Annotated in this window: 21 protein-coding genes; 18 read left to right on the top strand and 3 right to left on the bottom strand. The window is 64.2% G+C overall.

The annotated features are described in order from the left end of the window. Positions 1 to 493 precede the first annotated feature (493 nt). The 17 genes from L21_RS04960 to hisB all read left to right on the top strand — a co-directional run bounded on the left by L21_RS04960 (position 494) and on the right by hisB (position 14,148). Positions 494 to 1,480 (top strand): ABC transporter substrate-binding protein, encoded by a 987-nt coding sequence (locus L21_RS04960; RefSeq protein ID WP_074369440.1) that lies wholly within the window; start codon positions 494 to 496, stop codon positions 1,478 to 1,480. 128 nt (positions 1,481 to 1,608) lie between these two features. Beyond that, complete coding sequence (locus L21_RS04955) at positions 1,609 to 2,385, top strand: ABC transporter permease (RefSeq protein WP_074369388.1); 777 nt, start codon at positions 1,609 to 1,611, stop codon at positions 2,383 to 2,385. 1 nt (position 2,386) lies between these two features. Continuing rightward, positions 2,387 to 3,148 (top strand): ABC transporter ATP-binding protein, encoded by a 762-nt coding sequence (locus tag L21_RS04950; RefSeq protein WP_074369387.1) that lies wholly within the window; start codon positions 2,387 to 2,389, stop codon positions 3,146 to 3,148. A gap of 61 nt (positions 3,149 to 3,209) precedes the next feature. Then, positions 3,210 to 3,722 (top strand): 50S ribosomal protein L16, encoded by a 513-nt coding sequence (locus L21_RS04945; RefSeq protein ID WP_074369386.1) that lies wholly within the window; start codon positions 3,210 to 3,212, stop codon positions 3,720 to 3,722. Between the two features lie 102 nt (positions 3,723 to 3,824). Beyond that, positions 3,825 to 4,664 carry a fumarate hydratase gene (locus L21_RS04940; RefSeq protein ID WP_074369385.1) on the top strand — a complete coding sequence of 280 codons (840 nt, stop codon included), beginning with the start codon at positions 3,825 to 3,827 and terminating at the stop codon, positions 4,662 to 4,664. Further along, entirely contained in the window at positions 4,661 to 5,218 is a 558-nt protein-coding gene (locus tag L21_RS04935) for a FumA C-terminus/TtdB family hydratase beta subunit (protein ID WP_074369384.1), read from the top strand. Before L21_RS04940 ends, L21_RS04935 begins: the two co-directional genes overlap by 4 nt. Beyond that, positions 5,215 to 5,487 carry a 4Fe-4S dicluster domain-containing protein gene (locus tag L21_RS04930; protein WP_048185666.1) on the top strand — a complete coding sequence of 91 codons (273 nt, stop codon included), beginning with the start codon at positions 5,215 to 5,217 and terminating at the stop codon, positions 5,485 to 5,487. Before L21_RS04935 ends, L21_RS04930 begins: the two co-directional genes overlap by 4 nt. Continuing rightward, positions 5,484 to 6,584: a 2-oxoacid:acceptor oxidoreductase subunit alpha gene (locus L21_RS04925; protein WP_256712354.1), complete on the top strand. Its 1,101-nt coding sequence runs from the start codon at positions 5,484 to 5,486 to the stop codon at positions 6,582 to 6,584. The genes L21_RS04930 and L21_RS04925 overlap by 4 nt, the downstream gene beginning before the upstream one ends. After that, entirely contained in the window at positions 6,581 to 7,369 is a 789-nt protein-coding gene (locus L21_RS04920; protein WP_074369382.1) for a thiamine pyrophosphate-dependent enzyme, read from the top strand. The genes L21_RS04925 and L21_RS04920 overlap by 4 nt, the downstream gene beginning before the upstream one ends. Further along, on the top strand, positions 7,366 to 7,896 hold the full coding sequence (locus L21_RS04915; protein WP_074369381.1) for a 2-oxoacid:ferredoxin oxidoreductase subunit gamma: 531 nt from the start codon (positions 7,366 to 7,368) through the stop codon (positions 7,894 to 7,896). The genes L21_RS04920 and L21_RS04915 overlap by 4 nt, the downstream gene beginning before the upstream one ends. A 4-nt stretch (positions 7,897 to 7,900) precedes the next feature. After that, positions 7,901 to 8,986: a succinate--CoA ligase subunit beta gene (locus tag L21_RS04910; RefSeq protein ID WP_074369380.1), complete on the top strand. Its 1,086-nt coding sequence runs from the start codon at positions 7,901 to 7,903 to the stop codon at positions 8,984 to 8,986. Further along, the gene (gene sucD, locus L21_RS04905) at positions 8,983 to 9,849 is read left to right on the top strand and encodes a succinate--CoA ligase subunit alpha (protein ID WP_074369379.1); all 867 of its coding nucleotides are present in this window, start codon (positions 8,983 to 8,985) and stop codon (positions 9,847 to 9,849) included. Before L21_RS04910 ends, sucD begins: the two co-directional genes overlap by 4 nt. Then, entirely contained in the window at positions 9,846 to 10,658 is an 813-nt protein-coding gene (locus tag L21_RS04900; protein ID WP_074369378.1) for a DNA integrity scanning protein DisA nucleotide-binding domain protein, read from the top strand. Before sucD ends, L21_RS04900 begins: the two co-directional genes overlap by 4 nt. 60 nt (positions 10,659 to 10,718) lie before the next feature. Next, positions 10,719 to 11,921 (top strand): methionine adenosyltransferase, encoded by a 1,203-nt coding sequence (locus L21_RS04895; protein WP_074369377.1) that lies wholly within the window; start codon positions 10,719 to 10,721, stop codon positions 11,919 to 11,921. 32 nt (positions 11,922 to 11,953) lie between these two features. Continuing rightward, entirely contained in the window at positions 11,954 to 12,856 is a 903-nt protein-coding gene (gene hisG, locus L21_RS04890; RefSeq protein ID WP_074369376.1) for an ATP phosphoribosyltransferase, read from the top strand. A 4-nt stretch (positions 12,857 to 12,860) separates the two neighbouring features. Beyond that, positions 12,861 to 13,580 carry a 1-(5-phosphoribosyl)-5-[(5-phosphoribosylamino)methylideneamino]imidazole-4-carboxamide isomerase gene (gene hisA / locus L21_RS04885; RefSeq protein ID WP_074369375.1) on the top strand — a complete coding sequence of 240 codons (720 nt, stop codon included), beginning with the start codon at positions 12,861 to 12,863 and terminating at the stop codon, positions 13,578 to 13,580. Then, positions 13,567 to 14,148, top strand: a complete 582-nt coding sequence (hisB, locus tag L21_RS04880) for an imidazoleglycerol-phosphate dehydratase HisB (RefSeq protein WP_074369374.1) — start codon at positions 13,567 to 13,569, stop codon at positions 14,146 to 14,148. The genes hisA and hisB overlap by 14 nt, the downstream gene beginning before the upstream one ends. A 557-nt stretch (positions 14,149 to 14,705) precedes the next feature. Here the strand turns inward: hisB and L21_RS04875 are convergent. The 3 genes from L21_RS04875 to L21_RS04865 form a co-directional block, all read right to left on the bottom strand. After that, positions 14,706 to 14,912 (bottom strand): histone family protein, encoded by a 207-nt coding sequence (locus L21_RS04875; protein ID WP_011843678.1) that lies wholly within the window; start codon positions 14,910 to 14,912, stop codon positions 14,706 to 14,708. A 174-nt stretch (positions 14,913 to 15,086) separates the two neighbouring features. Then, positions 15,087 to 15,860, bottom strand: a complete 774-nt coding sequence (gene mtxX / locus L21_RS04870; RefSeq protein ID WP_074369373.1) for a methanogenesis marker protein Mmp4/MtxX — start codon at positions 15,858 to 15,860, stop codon at positions 15,087 to 15,089. Further along, positions 15,851 to 16,861, bottom strand: coding sequence for a methanogenesis marker 2 protein (locus L21_RS04865; RefSeq protein WP_074369372.1), 1,011 nt, complete (start codon positions 16,859 to 16,861; stop codon positions 15,851 to 15,853). Before L21_RS04865 ends, mtxX begins: the two co-directional genes overlap by 10 nt. Positions 16,862 to 17,082: 221 nt before the next feature. On the opposite strand from L21_RS04865, the gene L21_RS04860 reads away from it, so the two are divergent. Further along, the gene (locus tag L21_RS04860; RefSeq protein ID WP_074369371.1) at positions 17,083 to 18,447 is read left to right on the top strand and encodes a replication factor C large subunit; all 1,365 of its coding nucleotides are present in this window, start codon (positions 17,083 to 17,085) and stop codon (positions 18,445 to 18,447) included. Positions 18,448 to 18,680 lie beyond the last annotated feature (233 nt).

Raw genomic sequence — 18,680 nt, 5'->3', positions numbered from 1 at the left:
CTTTCCATCGGATATCGCCACTGGGGGTGGGGCTGACGGGGAGTGCGATGGTTCGTAGAACCGGAGCTCGACCACCGTCAGGTGGGAAGGGGGGAGCATCCCCCCTCCCCTGTCCCCACAGCGAAACCCTTCGGGTATCTCGAACTCCTGCCGTTCCGGCAGTCGTTCCCCCCAATGCGATACCCCCACGGTCCAGTGCATCGGAATTGTTGGCAACTCCTATGTTCGAGCAGTTGCAATCAGAACGAGCGCCACAGTGGACTCTGATAGTCAGGCCGTGATGCTCACACATCCCCCCCGCCGCCCTGGCGCCCACATCTAATCACTCTAGAAGAAATCCATCCCCAACCGCCCTTCCGCCCCGCAGCCGATCACCCCCATAAGAACAAACCTAAAGCAAAAATTAATACTAAAGTATAACAAATCCCTAGATTTTCGACAATACTATATACCGATAGCGTAAAGACTACATATCCATTGGATGGAGAGAGACATGAGATCACTAACCGCAATTCTTCTGGCCGTGGCCCTGGTCGCGGCGTTCACATTTGTAAGCGGATGCACCGGAACAAATACCGGCGACGTGACGCATCTGCGGATCGGCTACCAACCGAGCACCCATCAGGTCGCCCACGTGACCGCGATGGAGAAGGGATGGTGGCAGGAGGACCTCGCACCCTTCGGCATCACACAGGTGACCGACTATAACTTCCCCACCGGCGCGCCCGAGATGCAGGCGATGCTCTCCGGGGACCTTGATATCGCCTACGTCGGCGCCGCCCCGTTCATCGCGGCCGTGAGCACCGGGCTCGACGCGAAGATCATCGCAGCGGTGCAGACTCAAGGATCCGATCTGGTGCTCAGGAACGAAGTTCCCTATACGGGCCCTGCAGACCTCGTCGGCAAGAAGATCGCCACCTTCCCACCGGGAACGATCCAGGACACTATCCTGCGATCCTGGCTTGAAGAGAACGGCGTCGACCCCGCAAGCGTCACCATCGTCGCCATGGACCCCGGCGCCGCAACCACCGCCATCTCCGCCGGCCAGGTCGACGGCGTCTTCCTGCCCCACCCGTCCCCGTCCGTCATCGCAGCGGAGGGCACGGGGAGGACCGTGGTGCAGTCGGGCGAGATGATGAAGGACCATGCCTGCTGTGTCCTCGTTGCCAGCGGGTCGCTGATCCGCGAGCACCCCGAGATCGTCGAGCAGATCGTGAAGACGCACATCAGAGCGACGGAGTACAACCTCGAACACCAGGACGAGGCTGCATCTCTCTATGCAGCAAAGACCGGACAGAACGTCGAGACCGTGAAGGCATCCTTCCGGGACTGGGACGGCACCTGGACCGCCGACCCGAACGTCATCACGACCTCGGTGGTCGAGTATACGAACCTCCAGTACGAGCTCGGCTACATCAGCAAGCCCCTGACCCAGGACGACCTCTTCGACCTCTCGTTCTACGAGAAGGCCCGGGCATAACCCGGGACCTCTCCATTTCTTCTCCAAAAGTATCTTTTACGGCGATGCCGATGAAGTAATAGAAAAGGTTCCGGAGATGATCGGCTAACGATCCCTCCGGCACCCGTCATGAGCAGTGGAATATAGACATGAACCGACAGACACAGAAACGATTACTCGGCGCCGCAGCGCTCGTCATCGCGGCGGTGATCTGGCAGATCATCGCCGAGTACATAGTAGGGCGGTCCTTCATCCTCCCGAGCGTCACCGACGTCGCCGCCGCTTTCGTCAATCTCCTCGGCTCAGGCACCCTCCTTGCCGACGCCATGGTCAGCCTCGAACATTTCGGGATCGGGCTCATCGCGGCGTTCCTCCTCGGCGTCCCCATCGGGATCCTGATGGGATGGTTCCGGGTCGCGGACTTCCTGCTCGACCCGATCATCGAGATCCTCCGCCCCATCCCACCGCTCGCGTGGATCCCGTTCGCCATCATCTGGTTCGGGCTCACCACTCAGGCGGCGGGCTTCGTCATCTTTGCGGGAGCCTTCTTCCCGATCCTGACCGCGACCTACGCCGCGTTCCGGGACGTCCCGAAGGTCTTCGTCGAGGCGGGTAAGGTGCTCGGCTGCGACACCTCCTTTGAACTGATCCGCCATGTCGCCCTTCCCGCCGCCATCCCGGGGATAGCCTCCGGAATCAGGATCGCCATGGGCGTCGGATGGATGTGTCTCGTGGCCGCCGAGATGTTCGGCGTCTCAAACAACGGCCTGGGGTACCAGCTCTGGCATAACTACTACCTCCACCAGATGCCCAATGTCGTCGTCTACATGCTGATCCTCGGCTTTACGGGGCTCATCATCGACCGCATCTTCAGGAACTACGTGGACAAACAACTCCTCCGGTGGCGGGCGGGCGAGGTGGCCTAGAATGGGCGGAGTTTCGATCGCGAGCCTCGGCAAGGCCTTCCCGAAGGAGGACGGCACCGCGACACAGGCGCTCGAGGGCGTCAACCTGGAGATCGGCGATACGGAGTTCATCTGCCTGGTCGGGCCGTCGGGGTGCGGGAAGACGACACTTCTCCGGATCATCGCCGGACTCGAGACCGCGACCACCGGAAGCGTGACCGTCGACGGCCGCCCGGTCACCGGCCCGGACCCGAAACGCGGGATGGTCTTTCAGGAGTACTCCCTCTTCCCCTGGCGGAGGGTGATCGACAACGTCGCCTTCGGCCTGGAGATGAAAGGCGTCGCAAAAGAGGAGCGGCAGCGGACGGCCGACCACTACATCGAGATGGTCGGCCTCTCCCAGTTCCGGGACGCCTACCCCTACGAACTCTCCGGGGGGATGCGGCAGCGGGTGGCGATTGCACGAGCGCTCGCAAACGACCCCGACGTCCTCCTCATGGACGAACCGTTCGGGGCGCTGGACGCCCAGACCCGGAACAGGATGCAGAAAGAGCTCCTCTCCCTCTGGGAACAGACGAAGAAGGCGATCGTCTTCGTCACCCACAGCGTCGACGAAGCGGTCTACCTCGCCACCAGGATCGTCGTCCTCTCCCCAAGGCCGGGTTCCGTCCGGGAGGTCATCGAGATCCCCTGGCCGCACCCGCGGGATCGCACCAGTGCAGAGTTCGCGGAAGTCCGGCGAAGGGTGCTCCGGATGATCGACGAGACTGAAAACACCCAGTAAGGTTTATTAGAGGACATCTCCATTTTATAAAGCACTCAAAGATCGGCAGGAGTTTTTAACGATGGTACGAAAACCAGCGAAGATGTACAGGAATCTCGCAAAGAAAGCATATACACGCAGGGAATACATGGGCGGCGTGCCGGGCAGCAAGATCGTGCAGTTCGATATGGGCAACCTCACCGAGAGTTACCCGGTCGAGCTCTCCATCGTCGCCGAGGAGACCTGCCAGATACGCCACACGGCCCTTGAGGCCGCTCGTATCGGCATCAACCGGCAACTCCAGAAAGAGATCGGGAGAGGGAACTACCACTTAAAGATCCGGACCTTCCCGCACCACGTTCTCCGCGAGAACAAGCAGGCGACCGGCGCAGGTGCGGACCGTGTCTCGGAAGGCATGCGACTCGCCTTCGGGAAGGCCGTCGGCACCGCGGCGCGGGTGGCGAAGGGCCAGAAGGTCTTCTCCGTCTGGACGACCCCCCAGTACGCCGAGAAGGCCAAGGTCTCGCTCAAGCGCGGCACCTACAAACTTCCGACTCCCGCAAGGATCGTCGAAGAGCGGGCACCGGTAGCATAAACCCGCATCACTTCCCATCTTTTTTCCGGGGAACTCCCCGCAGGCGGCGTATCCGTTACCGGGAGAAATATAGGTATTTATAGTCTCTTCCCACCAGTATACATGATGGTTAATCCGGCAGATCCGGCGCTTTCGAGCGCACTGGCAGACGCCACAGAGAGAGGCCTCGCCGAGGCCGAGATCCGGCTGCCCCCCGATGTGCTCGCGGCGCTCCGGAGGGCTGCCGCGGCCGAGAAGGACGAGATCGCACGCCGGGAACTCGGCAACATCCTCGAGAATATCGCGCTTGCAGAGGAGCGGCAGGTGCCGATCTGCCAGGATACCGGCGTGCCGGTGGTCTACCTCACCCTTCCGCCCGACGTCCCGTTCTCACCCGCCCTCTTTGAGGGAGTCAGGGAAGGGGTGCAGAGAGCGACGGCCGCGATCCCCCTCCGTCCGAACGTCGTCGACCCCCTTACCCGGGAGAACACCAACGACAACACCGGTGTGGGGATGCCCGCAGTTCACGTGACGCCCGGGGAGAGGCTCACGGTGACGGTTCTCCCGAAAGGCGCGGGTTCGGAGAACGTCTCGAGGATCGGGATGCTCCTCCCCTCGCAGGCAGGGGAGATTCCCCGGTTCGTCGCCGAGACGATGCTCCTTGCGGGAGGGAAACCCTGCCCGCCCGTGATCCTCGGCGTCGGGATCGGCGGGACGTTCGATATGGCGGCCGCGCTTGCAAAGGAAGCGCTCCTCCTCCCGGTCGACACCATGGACGACTACGAGCAGGAACTCTGCGACGCAGTCAACGCCCTCGGGATCGGGCCAATGGGGCTCGGCGGCGACACGACGGCGCTCGCGGTGAAGGTGAAGCGCGCCGGCTGCCACACCGCGTCCCTCCCGGTGGCGGTGAACGTGCAGTGCTGGGCCTGCCGCCGGGCGACCGTGGAGGTGAAGCGGTGAACCTCACGACACCGCTCGGCGACGAGGTGCTCGACCTCCGGGCGGGCGATACGGTCATGCTCTCGGGGACGATCTACACCGCCCGGGACGAGGCTCACCTGCGGATGATGGAGGAGGGTATCCCCTTCGATCCGGAGGGCGCCGCGGTCTACCACTGCGGCCCGGTGGTGCAGGACGGCCGGCTCGTCGTCGCCGGCCCCACGACATCCGCCCGGATGAACAGGCTCACGGGATTCCTCATCGACGCGGGCGTCCGCGCCCTCGTCGGCAAAGGCGGCATGGGGCCTGAGGTGGTCGAGCAACTCCGGGGGCGCGGAGTCTACCTCGCGCTCACGGGCGGGTGCGCCGCGCTCGCCGCCGCCCGCATGCGCCTGTCCGGCGTCTATTTCGAAGACCTCGGCATGGCCGAGGCTGTCTGGATAATCGAGGCCGATAACCTGCCGCTGACGGTCGGGATCGACGCCCACGGCGGCGATCTCTTTCGCGCAGTACGGGAGAAAGCGAAAACACAATTTCACCAGCGATTCAATATTAACCAGGATACCGTCTCATGAAACTCGTCATCGATGAAAGCCGCTGCAAAGGATGCAATCTCTGCGTGCTGGTCTGCCCCTACGGTATATTTCGGGAGGGAACGGAACTCAACAGCCGGGGAATCGTCGCCCCGGTCCTCGACCGCCCCGAACGATGTACGAACTGCAGGCTGCAGGCCCTCTACGGCAGGATGCTCTGCGGGGTCTGCCACATGATCTGCCCCGACCAGGCCATCTCCTGGGTCGAAGAGAAGCCGTTCGAACCGCACAAAGTGGAGGTGGAGTTTTGAGCAGAACCGAGTTCATGCAGGGGAACGCCGCGTGCGCCGAGGGGGCGCTCGCCGCCGGGTGCAGGTTCTTCGGCGGCTACCCGATCACGCCGTCGACCGAGATCGCCGAGACGATGGCCCGGAGACTCCCGAAAGCCGGCGGGGTCTTCATCTCCATGGAGGACGAACTCGCGAGCATCGCCGCGGTCATCGGCGCCGCCTGGACGGGGGCGAGGGCCATGACCGCGACGAGCGGGCCCGGGTTCTCGCTGATGATGGAGAACATCGGCTACGCGGCCATGACCGAGACGCCGTGCGTCGTCGTCAACATCCAGCGCGGCGGCCCGAGCACCGGGCAGCCGACGCGGGCGGCGCAGGGGGATATGCTCCAGTGCCGGTTCGGGTCGCACGGCGACTACAGCACCATCGCGCTCACCCCGAACTCCGTCCAGGAGATGTTCGACCTGACCGCAAAAGCGTTCGATCTCGCGGACCGGTACCGGGTCCCCACATTCCTGATGTCCGACGAGATCGTCGGCCACATGCGCGAGCGGGTGACCATCCCCGACGCGGTCGAGGTCGAACGCCCCCGCCCCCTCGCGGAGGGGAGCCTCCCCTTCGAGGCAGGGGACGACGGCGTCCCGGGGTTCGCACCCTTCGGCTCGGGGAGGGCCGTCCACGTGACCGGCCTCACCCACGACGAGCGGGGTTACCCGGACACGACCGATCCCGAGGCGCACGATAAACTTGTGCGGCGGCTGGTCGCGAAGGTCGAGTCGGCACGCCGCGAGATCGCCGACTACGAGGTTGTAAACCCCGACGCCGAGACGGTCTTCGTCACCTACGGCCCGCCGTCGCGGACGGTGGAGCAGGTGATGCGCGATCGTCCCGACGACTCGATCGGGCACCTCCGGCTCAGGATCGTCTGGCCGTTCCCGGAGTTCGCCCTCAAGGTCTTCCCGAACGCCAAGACCTTCCTGATGCCGGAACTGAACATGGGCCAGGTGGTGCGGGAAGTCCAGCGCCACGTCGACCAGCCGGTCGTCTCCATCCCGAAGATCGGCGGCGAACTGCATACCCCCGCCGAACTCGTGCGGGTGCTGGAGGTGTACCGATGATCGCGCCCGACTGGTTCCGGGAAGACCGCCTGCCGCACATCTACTGCACCGGGTGCGGGAACGGGACGATCATCAACTGCACCCTCGCGGCGGTCGAGGAGATGGGCTGGAAACGGGATGAGACGGTCTTCGTCTCCGGGATCGGGTGCTCCTCCCGGGCTCCCGGCTACATCCTCACCGACTCACTCCACACCACCCACGGCCGGGCGCTCGCGTTCGCGACAGGCGTGAAGATGGCGCGGCCGGACCTGCACGTCGTCGTCTTCACGGGAGACGGCGACCTTGCCGCCATCGGCGGGAACCACTTCATCCACGCCTGCCGCCGGAACGTGGACATGACCGTGATCTGCATGAACAACCACATCTACGGCATGACCGGCGGGCAGGGGAGCCCGACGACCCCGCCGGGAGCCATATCGTCGACAACGCCGTACGGGGCGAGCGAACCGGCCTTCGACCTCGCGGAACTCGCGGTCGCCGCCGGCGCGAACTACGTCGCCCGATGGACGTCCTACCACGTCAAGGAACTCACAAAGGCCGTCGCCGCCGGGATGCAGACACCCGGGCTCTCCTTCATCGAGGCGAGAACCCAGTGCCCGACCAACTACGGCCGCCATAACAAGCTCCGGAGCGTCTCGGCCATGATCGAGCATCTCCGGAGCCACGCGATACTCGTCGCGAAGCGTGATCGGCTGGTCGCGGAAGGAAAGCCGATCCCCGAAGGGGCCTTCACCGTCGGGGAACTGGTCAGGCGGAACCGGCCGGCGATGGGGGTGCAGAGATGAGGCACGAGATCCGGTTCTCGGGATACGGAGGACAGGGGATCATCCTCTCCGCGGTCATCCTCGGGCGGGCGGCGGCGCTCTACGACGACAAATACGCCGTCCAGACGCAGGTCTACGGCCCGGAGGCGCGGGGCGGGGCCTCGATGGGGCAGGTGGTGATCGATGATACGCCGATCCTCTACCCCGAAGTGACCGAGCCGGACATCTACGTCATCATGTCCCAGCAGGGGTTCGAGAAGTACGGGATTCGTGCCGGAGAGGACGCGGTCATGCTCATCGATGCCGACCTCGTCCGGTCGCGGCCGACCTGCCGTTACTACGAGATCCCGGCGACATCGGAGGCGAAAGGCACCCTCGGCCGGGAGATCGTCGCGAACATCGTGATGATGGGCGCTCTCGTGACCGCAACCGGGGTCGTGAGCAGGGAGGCGATCGAGCGTGCGGTGCTCGACAGCGTCCCGAAAGGCACCGAGGAACTGAACTTGAAAGCGCTAAAACGGGGATTCGAACTCGGAGAACGAGCGTGAACCTATGAAACTACTGGAATACGAAGCAAAACGGGTCTTTGCAGAGTACGGGATACCGGTCCCGAAAGGGGTCGTCATACGGGCGCCGGCGGAGGTCGCGGCACACCTGCCGGACCTCGGCGACGGCGTGGTCCTGAAAGCCCAGGTGGACGTCGGCGGGCGCGGCAAGGCCGGCGGCGTCCTTTTTGCTGACACAAAGACGGCGGTAGAGACCGCCCGGGATCTCTTCTCCCGGGAGATCAAGGGCGTCCCGGTCAGGGAGATCCTCGCAGAGGAGCGGCTCCCCATCGAGCACGAGTACTACGTGAGCATCGCCGTCGACCGGTCGAGCAGACAGCCGGTGGTGCTCTTCGCCGACGCCGGCGGCGTGGAGATCGAGAGGATGGCAGAAGAGGACGAGTCCGCCGTGCGGAGAGTCTTCGTATCTCCGCTTCTTACGGACATCCCGCCGTTTTTAATGCGGGAACTCCTCGGCGGCGCGCCGAAGGAACTCGCGCCCGTCATCAACAGTCTCTACCACGTATTCCAGGGGAAGGATGCCATGCTCGCAGAGATAAACCCGCTCGTGACGACGGCACGGGGGGTCTACGCGGCGGACGCGAAGCTGATCGTCGACGACAACGCCCTCGCCCGCCAGGGGATAACCGTCAACCGCGATCTCTCGGAGCGCGAACGCGAGGCCGAGAAGCACGGCTTCTCCTACGTGGAACTGGACGGAACCATCGGGGTCATCGGCAACGGCGCCGGGCTCACGATGTCGACGCTCGACCTGATCGAGTTTTACAACGGCCGGGCGGCGAACTTCCTCGACGTCGGGGGCGGCGCCGACCAGGAACGCGTGATGCACGCCGTCAAACTCGTCGCGAGCATGCCCGGGGTGAACGTGATCGTCGTCAACCTCCTCGGGGGCATCACCCGGTGCGACGAGGTGGCGAAGGGGATCATCGCCGCCGGCGTCGCACCGACGGTCATCGTCCGGATGGCCGGGACGAACGAGGAGGAAGGCCGGCGGCTGCTCGCCGGATGCGGCTACCGGATGCTCGAGAGCATGGATGCTGCCGTGAAAGCGGCGATGGAGGTCGCAGAATGATCTACGGAGACAAAAATCTCGGCGTGATCGTCCAGAACATCACCGGCAAGCAGGGCACGTTTCACACGGAACTGATGAACGCCTACGCCCGCGAAGTCGGGGGACGGGGCGTCGTCGCGGGGGTTGCGCCCGGGAAGGCCGGGAGGGAGGTTCACGGCGTCCCGGTCTATAACACGGTCCGCGAGGCGCTCCGCGAGCACGACGCGACCGCGAGCGTCATCTTCGTGCCGGGCGGCGCTGCAGGCGACGCAATCATGGAGGCGGCGCACGCGGGGATCGAACTTGCCGTCGTCATCACCGAGCACATCCCGGTCCATGACGCGATGAAGGCGATCGCCTACGCGAAACTCCACGACTGCACGGTCATCGGCCCGAACTGCCCGGGCCTCCTCTCGCCGGGAGAGTGCAAACTCGGGATCATGCCGGCCCACCTCGCCACCCGCGGCAACGTCGGTGTCGTCTCCCGGAGCGGCACCCTCACCTACGAGGTGGTCGACGAACTCACCCGCGCCGGCATCGGCCAGAGCACGGTCGTCGGGATCGGCGGCGACCCGGTTATCGGCCAGACGTTCGTGGACGTCCTCGCGCGGTTCGAGGAAGACCCGCAGACGAAGGCCGTCGTCGTCATCGGCGAGGTGGGCGGCAACCTCGAAGAGGAAGGCGTCCGGTCGACCGATCTCCCCGTCGTCACCTACATCGCCGGCGTGAGCGCCCCGCCCGAGAAACGGATGGGGCACGCGGGCGCGATCATCGAGGGAGGCGAGGGCGACGCCCGATCCAAGGTCAGGCGGCTCCGCGACCAGAACATCCCCGTCGCATCCCGTCCATCTGAGATACCGGGGCTGATCCGCGAGGTCTTATGAACGGCGACCTGATGCTCGCAACCGCCTGCGACGTGGCGGAGAAGATCGGGGCGCGGGCGGTCGTCTCGTTCATCGAACCGGCCCCGGTTCTCGCAAAGGTGCCCGATATTCCGATCATCCGGGTGCAGGAACTCCAGCTCGACGTCTTGAAAGACCTCACCATGCACGATATCCTGGAGGTGAGCGAGCGGCACATGCTCGACGCCGCCGTCCACCTCTACCTCCGGCGCAACCTGGAGACCGGCCTCGTCGTCGGCGTCTTCCCCTACGCCGTCATCCTCTACGACATCGAGGAAGGGAAGAACTTCATCAACCTCAAAGACTTCTCCGACATCGTCCCCCGCGAGGTGCTCCACGCGGCTCTCTCGCTCGCCCTCGAGATCGCGGTCGAGGGGAGGGAAGGGAGAGCCATCGGCACCGCGTTCATCATAGGAGACCCGGAGGAGATCTTCCGGCACTCCCACCAGGCGATCCTCAACCCCTACCAGGGGCAGCCCGGAACACTCCGGGACCTCAAGAACCGGGACAACTGGGAGAGCGTCAAAGAGTTCGCCCAGCTCGACGGCGTCTTCGTCATCGATAAGACCGGCGAGGTGCGGGCGGCGGGCCGCTACCTGGACGTCACCGGGCGGGGCATCTCTCTCCCCGGGGGTCTCGGGGGGCGGCACCGCGCGACCGCATCCATCACCCACGAGATCCCGGTCATCGGCATCACGGTCTCCGAGAGCGGAGGCATGGTGCGCATCTTCAGGGACGGGCAATGCAAGATCAGCATCCGTTCCGATATCCGCCTCCGTAGTGACGGTTAGAAATGGTTATATGAATTGCAATCATTTCTCTTATCATACTTTAGAACTACGGTGGATTTGATGACCAGAAACATCAGCGTAGAAGGGCTTGACCAGATCCCGATCGAGAAGCAGCGGATAGAACTGGTGGAGAGGAAGTGCCTCGGCCACCCGGACAGTCTCGCGGACGGTATCGCGGAGTCGATCAGCAGAGCGCTCAGCAGGTCGTACCTGGAAGAGTGCGGCAGCGTCCTGCACCACAACACCGACCAGGGCGAGGTCGTTGCGGGAGAGTCGATCCCGAAGTTCGGCGGCGGCCGGATCACGAGGCCGATCTACTTCCTCATATCGGGCCGGGCCACAAAGACCTTCAACGGCATAAACATCCCCGCGGACGCGATCGCCGTCGAGGCTGCACGGGATTACATCAAGAGTATCCTCCCCACCCTCAACATGGAGCGCGACATCATCGTCGACTGCCGGATGGGGAAGGGCTCGACCGACCTGCAGGACGTCTTCCGGTCATGCGAGGGGAAAGTCCCGCGGGCGAACGACACCTCGTTCGGTGTCGGGCACGCACCGTTCAGCGAGGCGGAGAGCATTGTCAGGGGCGTCGCCGCATACATCGACGACACCCTCCGCCCGAAGTATCCCGTCATCGGCCAGGACTGCAAGATCATGTGCCTGCGTGACGGCGACGCCATCACTCTCACGATCGCGATGGCGTTCGTGGACCGCTACTGCTCGAGCATCGCCGAGTACGTCGAGCAGAAGAACTTCCTGACGGAGCAGATCGCGGCGGTCGCAAAGCAGTTCACCGCAAGATCGGTCAACGTCGCCATCAACACCGCCGACGACCTCGAGGCCGCCAGCGTCTTCCTGACGGTCTCGGGCACCTCCGCCGAGATGGGCGACGACGGCTCGGTCGGCCGCGGCAACCGCGCGAACGGGCTGATCACCCCGAACCGCCCGATGAGCATGGAGGCGACGAGCGGCAAGAACCCGATCAACCACATCGGCAAGATCTACAACCTCCTCGCGACCCAGGTCGCGCAGGACTGCGTCGCGAAGGTCGACGGGATCGAGGAGATGTACGTCCGCATGCTCTCCCAGATCGGCTACCCAATCGACCAGCCGCACGTGGCGAGCGCCCAGATCCTCACGAAACCCGGCTACGACATCAAGTCCATAAAGCCCGACGTCGAGGGCATCATCGACGAATGGCTGGAGAAGACCCCCGCCATCACCGAGAAGGTTATCAGGGGAGAACTCTCTACCTTCTAACCCTTCTAACATTTTTGGAGTTGTTCTAACCCATGAGTAAACCGTCACCCCGGCAGCCCGTGCCCGGACCCGGGCTCGTTCGTCTCGCCATCCCGAACAAAGGAAGGATTGCCGGGCCCATCAACGAACTGATCGAGAAGAGCGGCCTCCACCTGGCCGAAGGCGGGAGCGATCGGAGGCTCATCACCCGGACCCGCGACCCGAACGTGGAGATCCTCTTCGCCCGCCCGATCGACATACCGGAGTACGTGGCGAGCGGCGTCGCCGATCTCGGGATTACCGGGAAGGATATGGTGATGGAGCGGGGTTCCGCGGTCGAACAGGTTCTCGACCTGCAGACCGGGAAGGCCACGCTCGTCGTCGCCGTGCCTGAGGAGTCGGACGTCGAGACCGTCGCCGACCTTGCAGGCGCAAAGGTGGCGACCGAGTTCCCGGCGATCACCCGCGCGTTCTTCGCCGGGCACGGGGTTGCCGTGACGGTCGTGACCGTCGGCGGGGCATGCGAGGCGACGCCGCACCTCGGGATCGCCGACGCCATCGTCGACCTCTCCTCCTCGGGGACGACGCTGCGGACAAACCACCTCCGCGTCGTCGACGAGGTGCTCGCCTCCACGACCATTCTGGTGGCGAACCCCGCTTCGCTCACGGCCAAGCGCGAGAAGATCGACGAGATTGTCCTCGCCCTCGAGAGCGTCATCCGGGCGAAGGGACAGTGCTACCTGATGATGAACGTCCACCGGAACGCTCTTGCGGACGTGCGGGAGGTGCTGCCCGGCCTCTCCGGCCCGACGGTGATGGACGTGGCATCCGACGAGAATCTGGTTGCCGTTCACGCTGTCGTGAAAGAAGAACGGGTCTATCAGTTGATCAATCAGTTAAAGCGCGCCGGCGCAAAAGACATATTAGTCATGCCCATCGAACGGATCATACGCTGAGAACATGGAGATCTATCCTGCAGTCGATATCCTGGACGGGCGGTGCGTGCAGCTGGTGCAGGGGCGGCCGGAGGCGGCGACGGTCTACGGCGATCCGGCCGCCTGGGCGCACCGGTGGCTTGACCAGGGAGCGGACGGCCTTCACGTCGTCAACCTCGACGGGGCGTTCGGCCGGGCGCGCAAAAACGCCGACCTGATCCGGGCGCTCACCCGCGAGACGGAGACGTTCGTCGAACTCGGCGGCGGTATCAGGAGCGTGGAGGATGCCGCGGGGTGGCTTGAGGCCGGCGTCGACCGGGTGATCGTCTCGACCCAGGCCGTCCGGGAGCCGGAGATCGTCCGGACGCTTGCCGATGAGTTCGGCGGCGAACGGGTGATGGCGGGCATCGACGCCCGGGCCGGCGAGGTGATGATCGAGGGATGGGAGCGCCCTGCCGGGAGTTACCTTGCCTGGGCGGAGCGGTTCGAGAGCCTCGGCGCGGGGTCCCTCCTCTACACGAACGTGGACGTAGAGGGGCTCCAGCAGGGGATCGCCATCGAACCCGTGACGGAACTCCTCCGCCGGGTGAAGGTTCCGGTCGTCGTCTCGGGCGGGATATCGAGTCCCGGGGACGTCGCGGCGCTCCGGGAGGCAGGAGCGGCAGGAGCGGTCCTCGGGTCCGCCCTCTACGCCGGGAAGGTACGGCTCTCGGAGGCCATGGAGGCAGCGCATGCGAACGAGTGAGATCCACCGCACGACACGGGAGACCGATATCAGGCTCTCCCTCGACCTCGACGGGACCGGGGCAGGAACCGTCGAGACCGGGATACCGTTCTTCGACCACATGCTGACATCGTTTGCCCGGCACGGCCGGCTCGATCTCTCTATCCGCGCGACCGGCGACCTCGCCGTGGACGCTCACCATACCATCGAGGATATCGGGATCGTCCTCGGGACGGCTCTTGCCGAAGCGGTCGGGGATGGAAAGGGGATCACCCGGTTCGCCGACGCCGCCGTCCCGATGGACGAGGCGCTCGCCCGGGTGGCGCTGGATCTCGGCGGCCGGGGCTACCTCGTCTTCGAGGGCGGCTTCTCCCCGGTGGGCCCGGGCGGCATCCCCGGTGACCTCATCGAGCACTTCTTCTACAGCCTCTGCAACCGTGCCGGGATCACCGCCCACATCACGGTCTCGGGCAGGAACGACCATCACGTCTGTGAGGCGGCGTTCAAGGCGTTCGCCCGGGCGCTCCGGGCGGCCGTGGCGGTCGATCCCTCGATAGGCGACGTTCCGAGCACCAAGGGGACGCTGTGAGCCCCGGAAACGGTAATTTTTTGTCAGTGGTGCGTTGCACCCGATTGTTGGCTCTCGCGGGGCTGTGAGGGTCGCGGTTTTGCTCTGTCAGGAAGGGGGGCGGGGGCTACGAGAAGATCCGTGTGGGGTAGAGACAGGAGAGGGGGGGCCATCGATAGGGCCTTACGCGATGGAGACGGGGTGCGTCGTGCCGGTCGGTGAACTGCGGTCCCGAACTGACGGCCCACACCTATAGATGCAGGATAGGATGGTAAACCCCGGCGTCTCAAAGTGGAGCGCCTCGCCCGGGAGCGCTGTAACGGCCCGTAAAACCTGCCCGGCGGAGCAGACGTGAAAACCCACGGGATGCCGGGACAACCCGGCTGGAATCACGGATATGAACGTCTGACAGGCATCCGCGATCTGTCTGCCGGATTCACAGGAGCGAAACGCAGTACCCGGCACGCTCCCGGAGAGAAAGATAGACCGTCCAGGCGTTCGGCATGTACGCTGCCGGAACAGGATATGAAAAGGGGCCCATAAGAACCCCGGTAAAGAGAAGGAAAGAAAAGGTCGATTTACGCGGACTTAACCGCGAGGTCGACATCTTCCGCCTTGATCGTCTTGCGTCCCGCGTGCTGGGCAAGCCTGTTGGCTTCCTTGGTCAGCTCGGCGATGTACGCCTCAGCCTTGGTAACCAGTGCGGCAGCGGCGTCGCTGCCGACTCTCTCAGCACCATTCTTCTTTGCGATACGTACAACCGCAGCAATAGGTAGATCTGCCATAATCTCATTCCACCTCTAAAAAGAGGTGTATCAGTTAATATTTAAACGTTTCGGGTTAATCTCGGGAATTTGCGTTTCTCTTTACCATTGAGGGTATGTCCGGACAGTGCATCCCGATAACCGGCAGGTAACGGTGCCGATTGAAAAAACTGACGTGATAACCCCAATTGATAATCAGAGGCATAATCGGGGACTTTTCGATTGCACCAGAGATTTCGCCAGAATTATTGCATTGGTATAATCTGCAGAGGCGCGCGACGTATCCACGAAAATTCTATCGATATTTACCACCGGAGCTCCATGCCCCGCCCCGGCTCCGAGGAACGTGAGCGTGCGGAAGATCAGGTTCCCGGAGATCCCGTCGGGAGCCACGACCATCCCGTGCCTTCCCGCCGCCTCCTCGATCAGGATCTCGGTGTGCTCCGCCCCGGTCAGGCGTGCGACGAGCTCGGCATCCGCCATCGTCCGGTCGACGGACGGGTGCCGGCCGAGATCCCCGAACCGCCCTCCCGAGAGGACCGCCACCCCCTCGGGGAGCCCGAAACTCCGGGCGATATCCCGACCGATTCTGGCGAACCGCACCTTCTCCTCGACCGTCCAGCCCTCGTCGACCCCGACCGGGGCGAGGAGGAAGAGATGCCCGTCGGCGGTCTCGAGGAGGGCAATCCGTTCCAGGTGATCGACGCCTGCAGCCTGCTTGAGGGCTTTCAGGGTGGATGATGCAGGGAGAGTGCCCCTGACGGCGGCATCGATCCTGCCGGCATAGAGGGCTTCGATGAGGGCAATCTGTGGTTCCGCGGCCTCGACGACCGTAACCGCATCACCGAACGTTCCGGTGGTTCCCGGCGGGGAAAAAAGGATGAGATCGACCTCCCGGCCGACCGCCCGGACGGTCGAGAGGATCTTCGCGTCGGGAGACGCCGCACCAAGACCGACCGTTACCGGCATGCCCCTCCGTCCGAAAAGATCCCCATGATACCGTTCCGGTCGAGATCGAAGACCTGCGTCTCCCGGCCCAGGTACCTGACGGAGAGCCTCCCGGTCCCGTTAACCTCCCCGATGGCAGCGGCGGTGATTCCGACGTCGGCAAACCGGCGGCGGACCTCCTCCACGTTCGCCGGATTGACGGTCAGGATGAACCCCATGCCGGGATACATGCGCACCCACTGCTCGAAGGAGAGGTCGATCGCCGAGAGATCCGGCCGGGGTATCGCTTCGAGGTCGATCACCGCGCCCTTCCCGCTCACCTCAAGGAGCATACCGAGGGTTCCGATGACGCCCGGGTTGCTGATGTCCTTGCCGGCCGTCACCAGGCGCTCTTTTCCGAGATCCTCCATCACCCGGATCTGGGCCCGCACCGTCTCCGCCGACTTCATCGTGACCGAGTCCCAGTTGAAGCAGCACGCCGGGTGCACCCGGCCGTCGAGGTCAATCGCCGCGACGGCCACATCCCCCTCCTCTGCCGTGTTCGAGAAGATGAGCTGATCCATCCTGGCCGTCCCGAGGATCGCCACGTCCACAACGCTGTAGGGCGTCTCCGGGTGGAGGTGCCCCCCCACGATCGGGACGCCGAACTGTGCGGATGCTGCGACCATACCCCGGGTCACCTCATCGCGGATCCGGTCGTCCGTAACGGAGAGGATATCGACCATCGCAACCGGCCTTCCGCCCATGGCGGCGATGTCGTGAACGTTCACGAGCACAGCGCAGTACCCCGCCCAGAACGGGTCCGCCTCCATCAACCTGCTCCAGATACCGTCCGCCGCAAGAAGCAACGCGTCCTCTGCATTATGCCGGATGACCGCGGCATCCTCACCGAAGGAAGCGACAATATCGGGGCTCTCTATCCGGAGAGACCGGATCATATCCCCGATCTCCCTCTTCCGGGTGACGCCTTCGTATTCCCTGACGGCCCGTGCTACCGTATCGGTGGAGCAATCCTTCACCACAAGAACACCAACACTCCGCGTTTCTTTATGGTATTCTGCCTCATCAAAGATAATGTATTTGATTCACCGGTATTATGCACTCTGTCCCGGGCACCGATCGGGAAGGGAACCGCCGGCAGGAATCCGGCCGGAACAGGTATGACTTCCTTGCAGCGCACCCCCGGATCCTTCTGCATCCGCACCGGGGTGGCATTTTTGATACCCCGCGTCGAATAGTCTGTATGGACTGGGTGGAGAAGTACAGGCCGCAGCATCTTCAGGATGTCGTGGGGAACTCCGGCGCCGTCAGGCAGATATACGAGTGGGCGCGGGACTGGTCGCGGCAGAAGAAGCCGCTCATCCTGTACGGAAAACCCGGCACCGGCAAGACCTCGAGCGCGTATGCCCTCGCAAACGACATGAACTGGGAGGTCGTGGAACTGAACGCCTCCGACCAGCGGACGAAAGCGGCCCTCGATAAGGTGGCGGGCTCGGGATCCACCACGGCGAGCCTCTCCGGCGCGAGCCGCAAACTCATCCTGCTGGACGAGGCCGACAACCTGCACGGGCAGGCCGACCGGGGCGGGGCGAAGGCGATCGTGGAGATCATCGCGGCGGCGCAACAGCCGATCATCCTGATCGCGAACGACTACTACTCCCTCACGAGAGAGCTCAAGGCGGTCACGGAGCCGGTGCAGTTCCGGGCGCTCCAGGCCCGCTCGATCGTCCCCCGCCTCCGCCAGATCTGCGCCGCGGAAGGAGTGACATGCGATCCCGCCGCGCTCGACGAGATCGCGAGCCGCGCCGACGGCGATATGCGGGCCGCGGTGAACATGCTCTACGCCGCGGCCATCGGGAAGGAGCACCTCGCGGCGGGCGACGTCCACACCTCCGCAAAGGACGAGCGCTCGACGATCTTCGAACTCGTCGGAGCGACCTTCAAAGGGCGCAGAGACGCCGACCTGCTCCGCATGGCGGTGGAGGTCGAGGATACCCCCGACACCGTCGAACAGTGGCTCGAGGGGAACCTCGACCACATGCCGGATCTCGCCTCCCGGGCGAAAGGCTACGCCTCTCTCGCGAGGGCGGACGAGTATATCGGCAGGACCTACCGGCGGCAGTATTACACCCTCTGGCGCTACGCGAGCGCGGTCATGCTCCTCGGCGTCGCCGACGCCGCCGGCGGACACGGCGTCCGCGGCCGCATCATGCCGCCGTCGCGCTGGCAGAAGATGGGGGCGTCGAAGAAGCAGAAGGCGGTCCGGGCCGGCCTCTCCCGGAAGCTCAGCGAGATGGCGCATATTCCCGAAGATGCGCTTCGGGAAGACTTCTTCACCGCGATCAGCATCCTCGTCGAGCAGGACCCGGAAAAATACGTCCGCGAGTTCGAGCTCGACGCCGATGAACTGACCCTCTTCATCCACGACAAAGCCCGGGCGACGAAGATCGTCAAAGACGTGGCAAAGGAGGAGAAGGAGAGGGCAAAGAAGGCCGCCGCCGGAGAAAAGGCGGCCCGAAAGACCAGGAAGTCCCGGGAAGACGACCCTCCCGTCGATACCGGCGAATCGCGGCGGGATCCTCCCCCGGGCCAGGCGACGCTCTTCTAGAACACCATATCATCATATTTTTGAAGTTTTTGGCGCGTGCCGGGGCGGGCGCCATGTTCTCCCGCATTGCCGGGAAGAACCCGGGTTGCCCGATCAGGAGGTAGAGGGGGCGGCCCCCATCCCAAATGGCGATATCCCCACGGTCCACTGCATGGGGTGACCCTGGAAAAGGCCCGTGTACGGATTTCCCGTGGCTATCGCCACGCACTGCCCCCCCGGAGGGGCGGGGGAGG

The organism is Methanoculleus chikugoensis (genome assembly GCF_900095385.1).
Classification (GTDB): Archaea; Halobacteriota; Methanomicrobia; order Methanomicrobiales; family Methanoculleaceae; genus Methanoculleus; species Methanoculleus chikugoensis_A.
The sequence above is the reverse complement of the archived record's forward strand: the minus strand, read 5'-3'. Positions and strand labels throughout refer to the sequence as shown.

Excerpts from the sequence above, each read along its gene's own strand:
- L21_RS04955 (WP_074369388.1), top strand. The coding sequence starts at position 1,609 with ATGAACCGACAGACACAGAAACGATTACTCGGCGCCGCAGCGCTCGTC.
- L21_RS04930 (WP_048185666.1), top strand. The coding sequence starts at position 5,215 with ATGAAACTCGTCATCGATGAAAGCCGCTGCAAAGGATGCAATCTCTGC.
- hisB (WP_074369374.1), top strand. The coding sequence starts at position 13,567 with ATGCGAACGAGTGAGATCCACCGCACGACACGGGAGACCGATATCAGG.
- L21_RS04895 (WP_074369377.1), top strand. The coding sequence starts at position 10,719 with ATGACCAGAAACATCAGCGTAGAAGGGCTTGACCAGATCCCGATCGAG.
- L21_RS04875 (WP_011843678.1), bottom strand. The coding sequence starts at position 14,912 with ATGGCAGATCTACCTATTGCTGCGGTTGTACGTATCGCAAAGAAGAAT.
- L21_RS04910 (WP_074369380.1), top strand. The coding sequence starts at position 7,901 with ATGAAACTACTGGAATACGAAGCAAAACGGGTCTTTGCAGAGTACGGG.
- L21_RS04950 (WP_074369387.1), top strand. The coding sequence starts at position 2,387 with ATGGGCGGAGTTTCGATCGCGAGCCTCGGCAAGGCCTTCCCGAAGGAG.
- L21_RS04960 (WP_074369440.1), top strand. The coding sequence starts at position 494 with ATGAGATCACTAACCGCAATTCTTCTGGCCGTGGCCCTGGTCGCGGCG.
- L21_RS04940 (WP_074369385.1), top strand. The coding sequence starts at position 3,825 with ATGATGGTTAATCCGGCAGATCCGGCGCTTTCGAGCGCACTGGCAGAC.
- L21_RS04945 (WP_074369386.1), top strand. The coding sequence starts at position 3,210 with ATGGTACGAAAACCAGCGAAGATGTACAGGAATCTCGCAAAGAAAGCA.
- mtxX (WP_074369373.1), bottom strand. The coding sequence starts at position 15,860 with ATGCCGGTAACGGTCGGTCTTGGTGCGGCGTCTCCCGACGCGAAGATC.
- sucD (WP_074369379.1), top strand. The coding sequence starts at position 8,983 with ATGATCTACGGAGACAAAAATCTCGGCGTGATCGTCCAGAACATCACC.
- L21_RS04860 (WP_074369371.1), top strand. The coding sequence starts at position 17,083 with ATGGACTGGGTGGAGAAGTACAGGCCGCAGCATCTTCAGGATGTCGTG.
- L21_RS04915 (WP_074369381.1), top strand. The coding sequence starts at position 7,366 with ATGAGGCACGAGATCCGGTTCTCGGGATACGGAGGACAGGGGATCATC.
- L21_RS04920 (WP_074369382.1), top strand. The coding sequence starts at position 6,581 with ATGATCGCGCCCGACTGGTTCCGGGAAGACCGCCTGCCGCACATCTAC.
- hisG (WP_074369376.1), top strand. The coding sequence starts at position 11,954 with ATGAGTAAACCGTCACCCCGGCAGCCCGTGCCCGGACCCGGGCTCGTT.
- L21_RS04900 (WP_074369378.1), top strand. The coding sequence starts at position 9,846 with ATGAACGGCGACCTGATGCTCGCAACCGCCTGCGACGTGGCGGAGAAG.
- hisA (WP_074369375.1), top strand. The coding sequence starts at position 12,861 with ATGGAGATCTATCCTGCAGTCGATATCCTGGACGGGCGGTGCGTGCAG.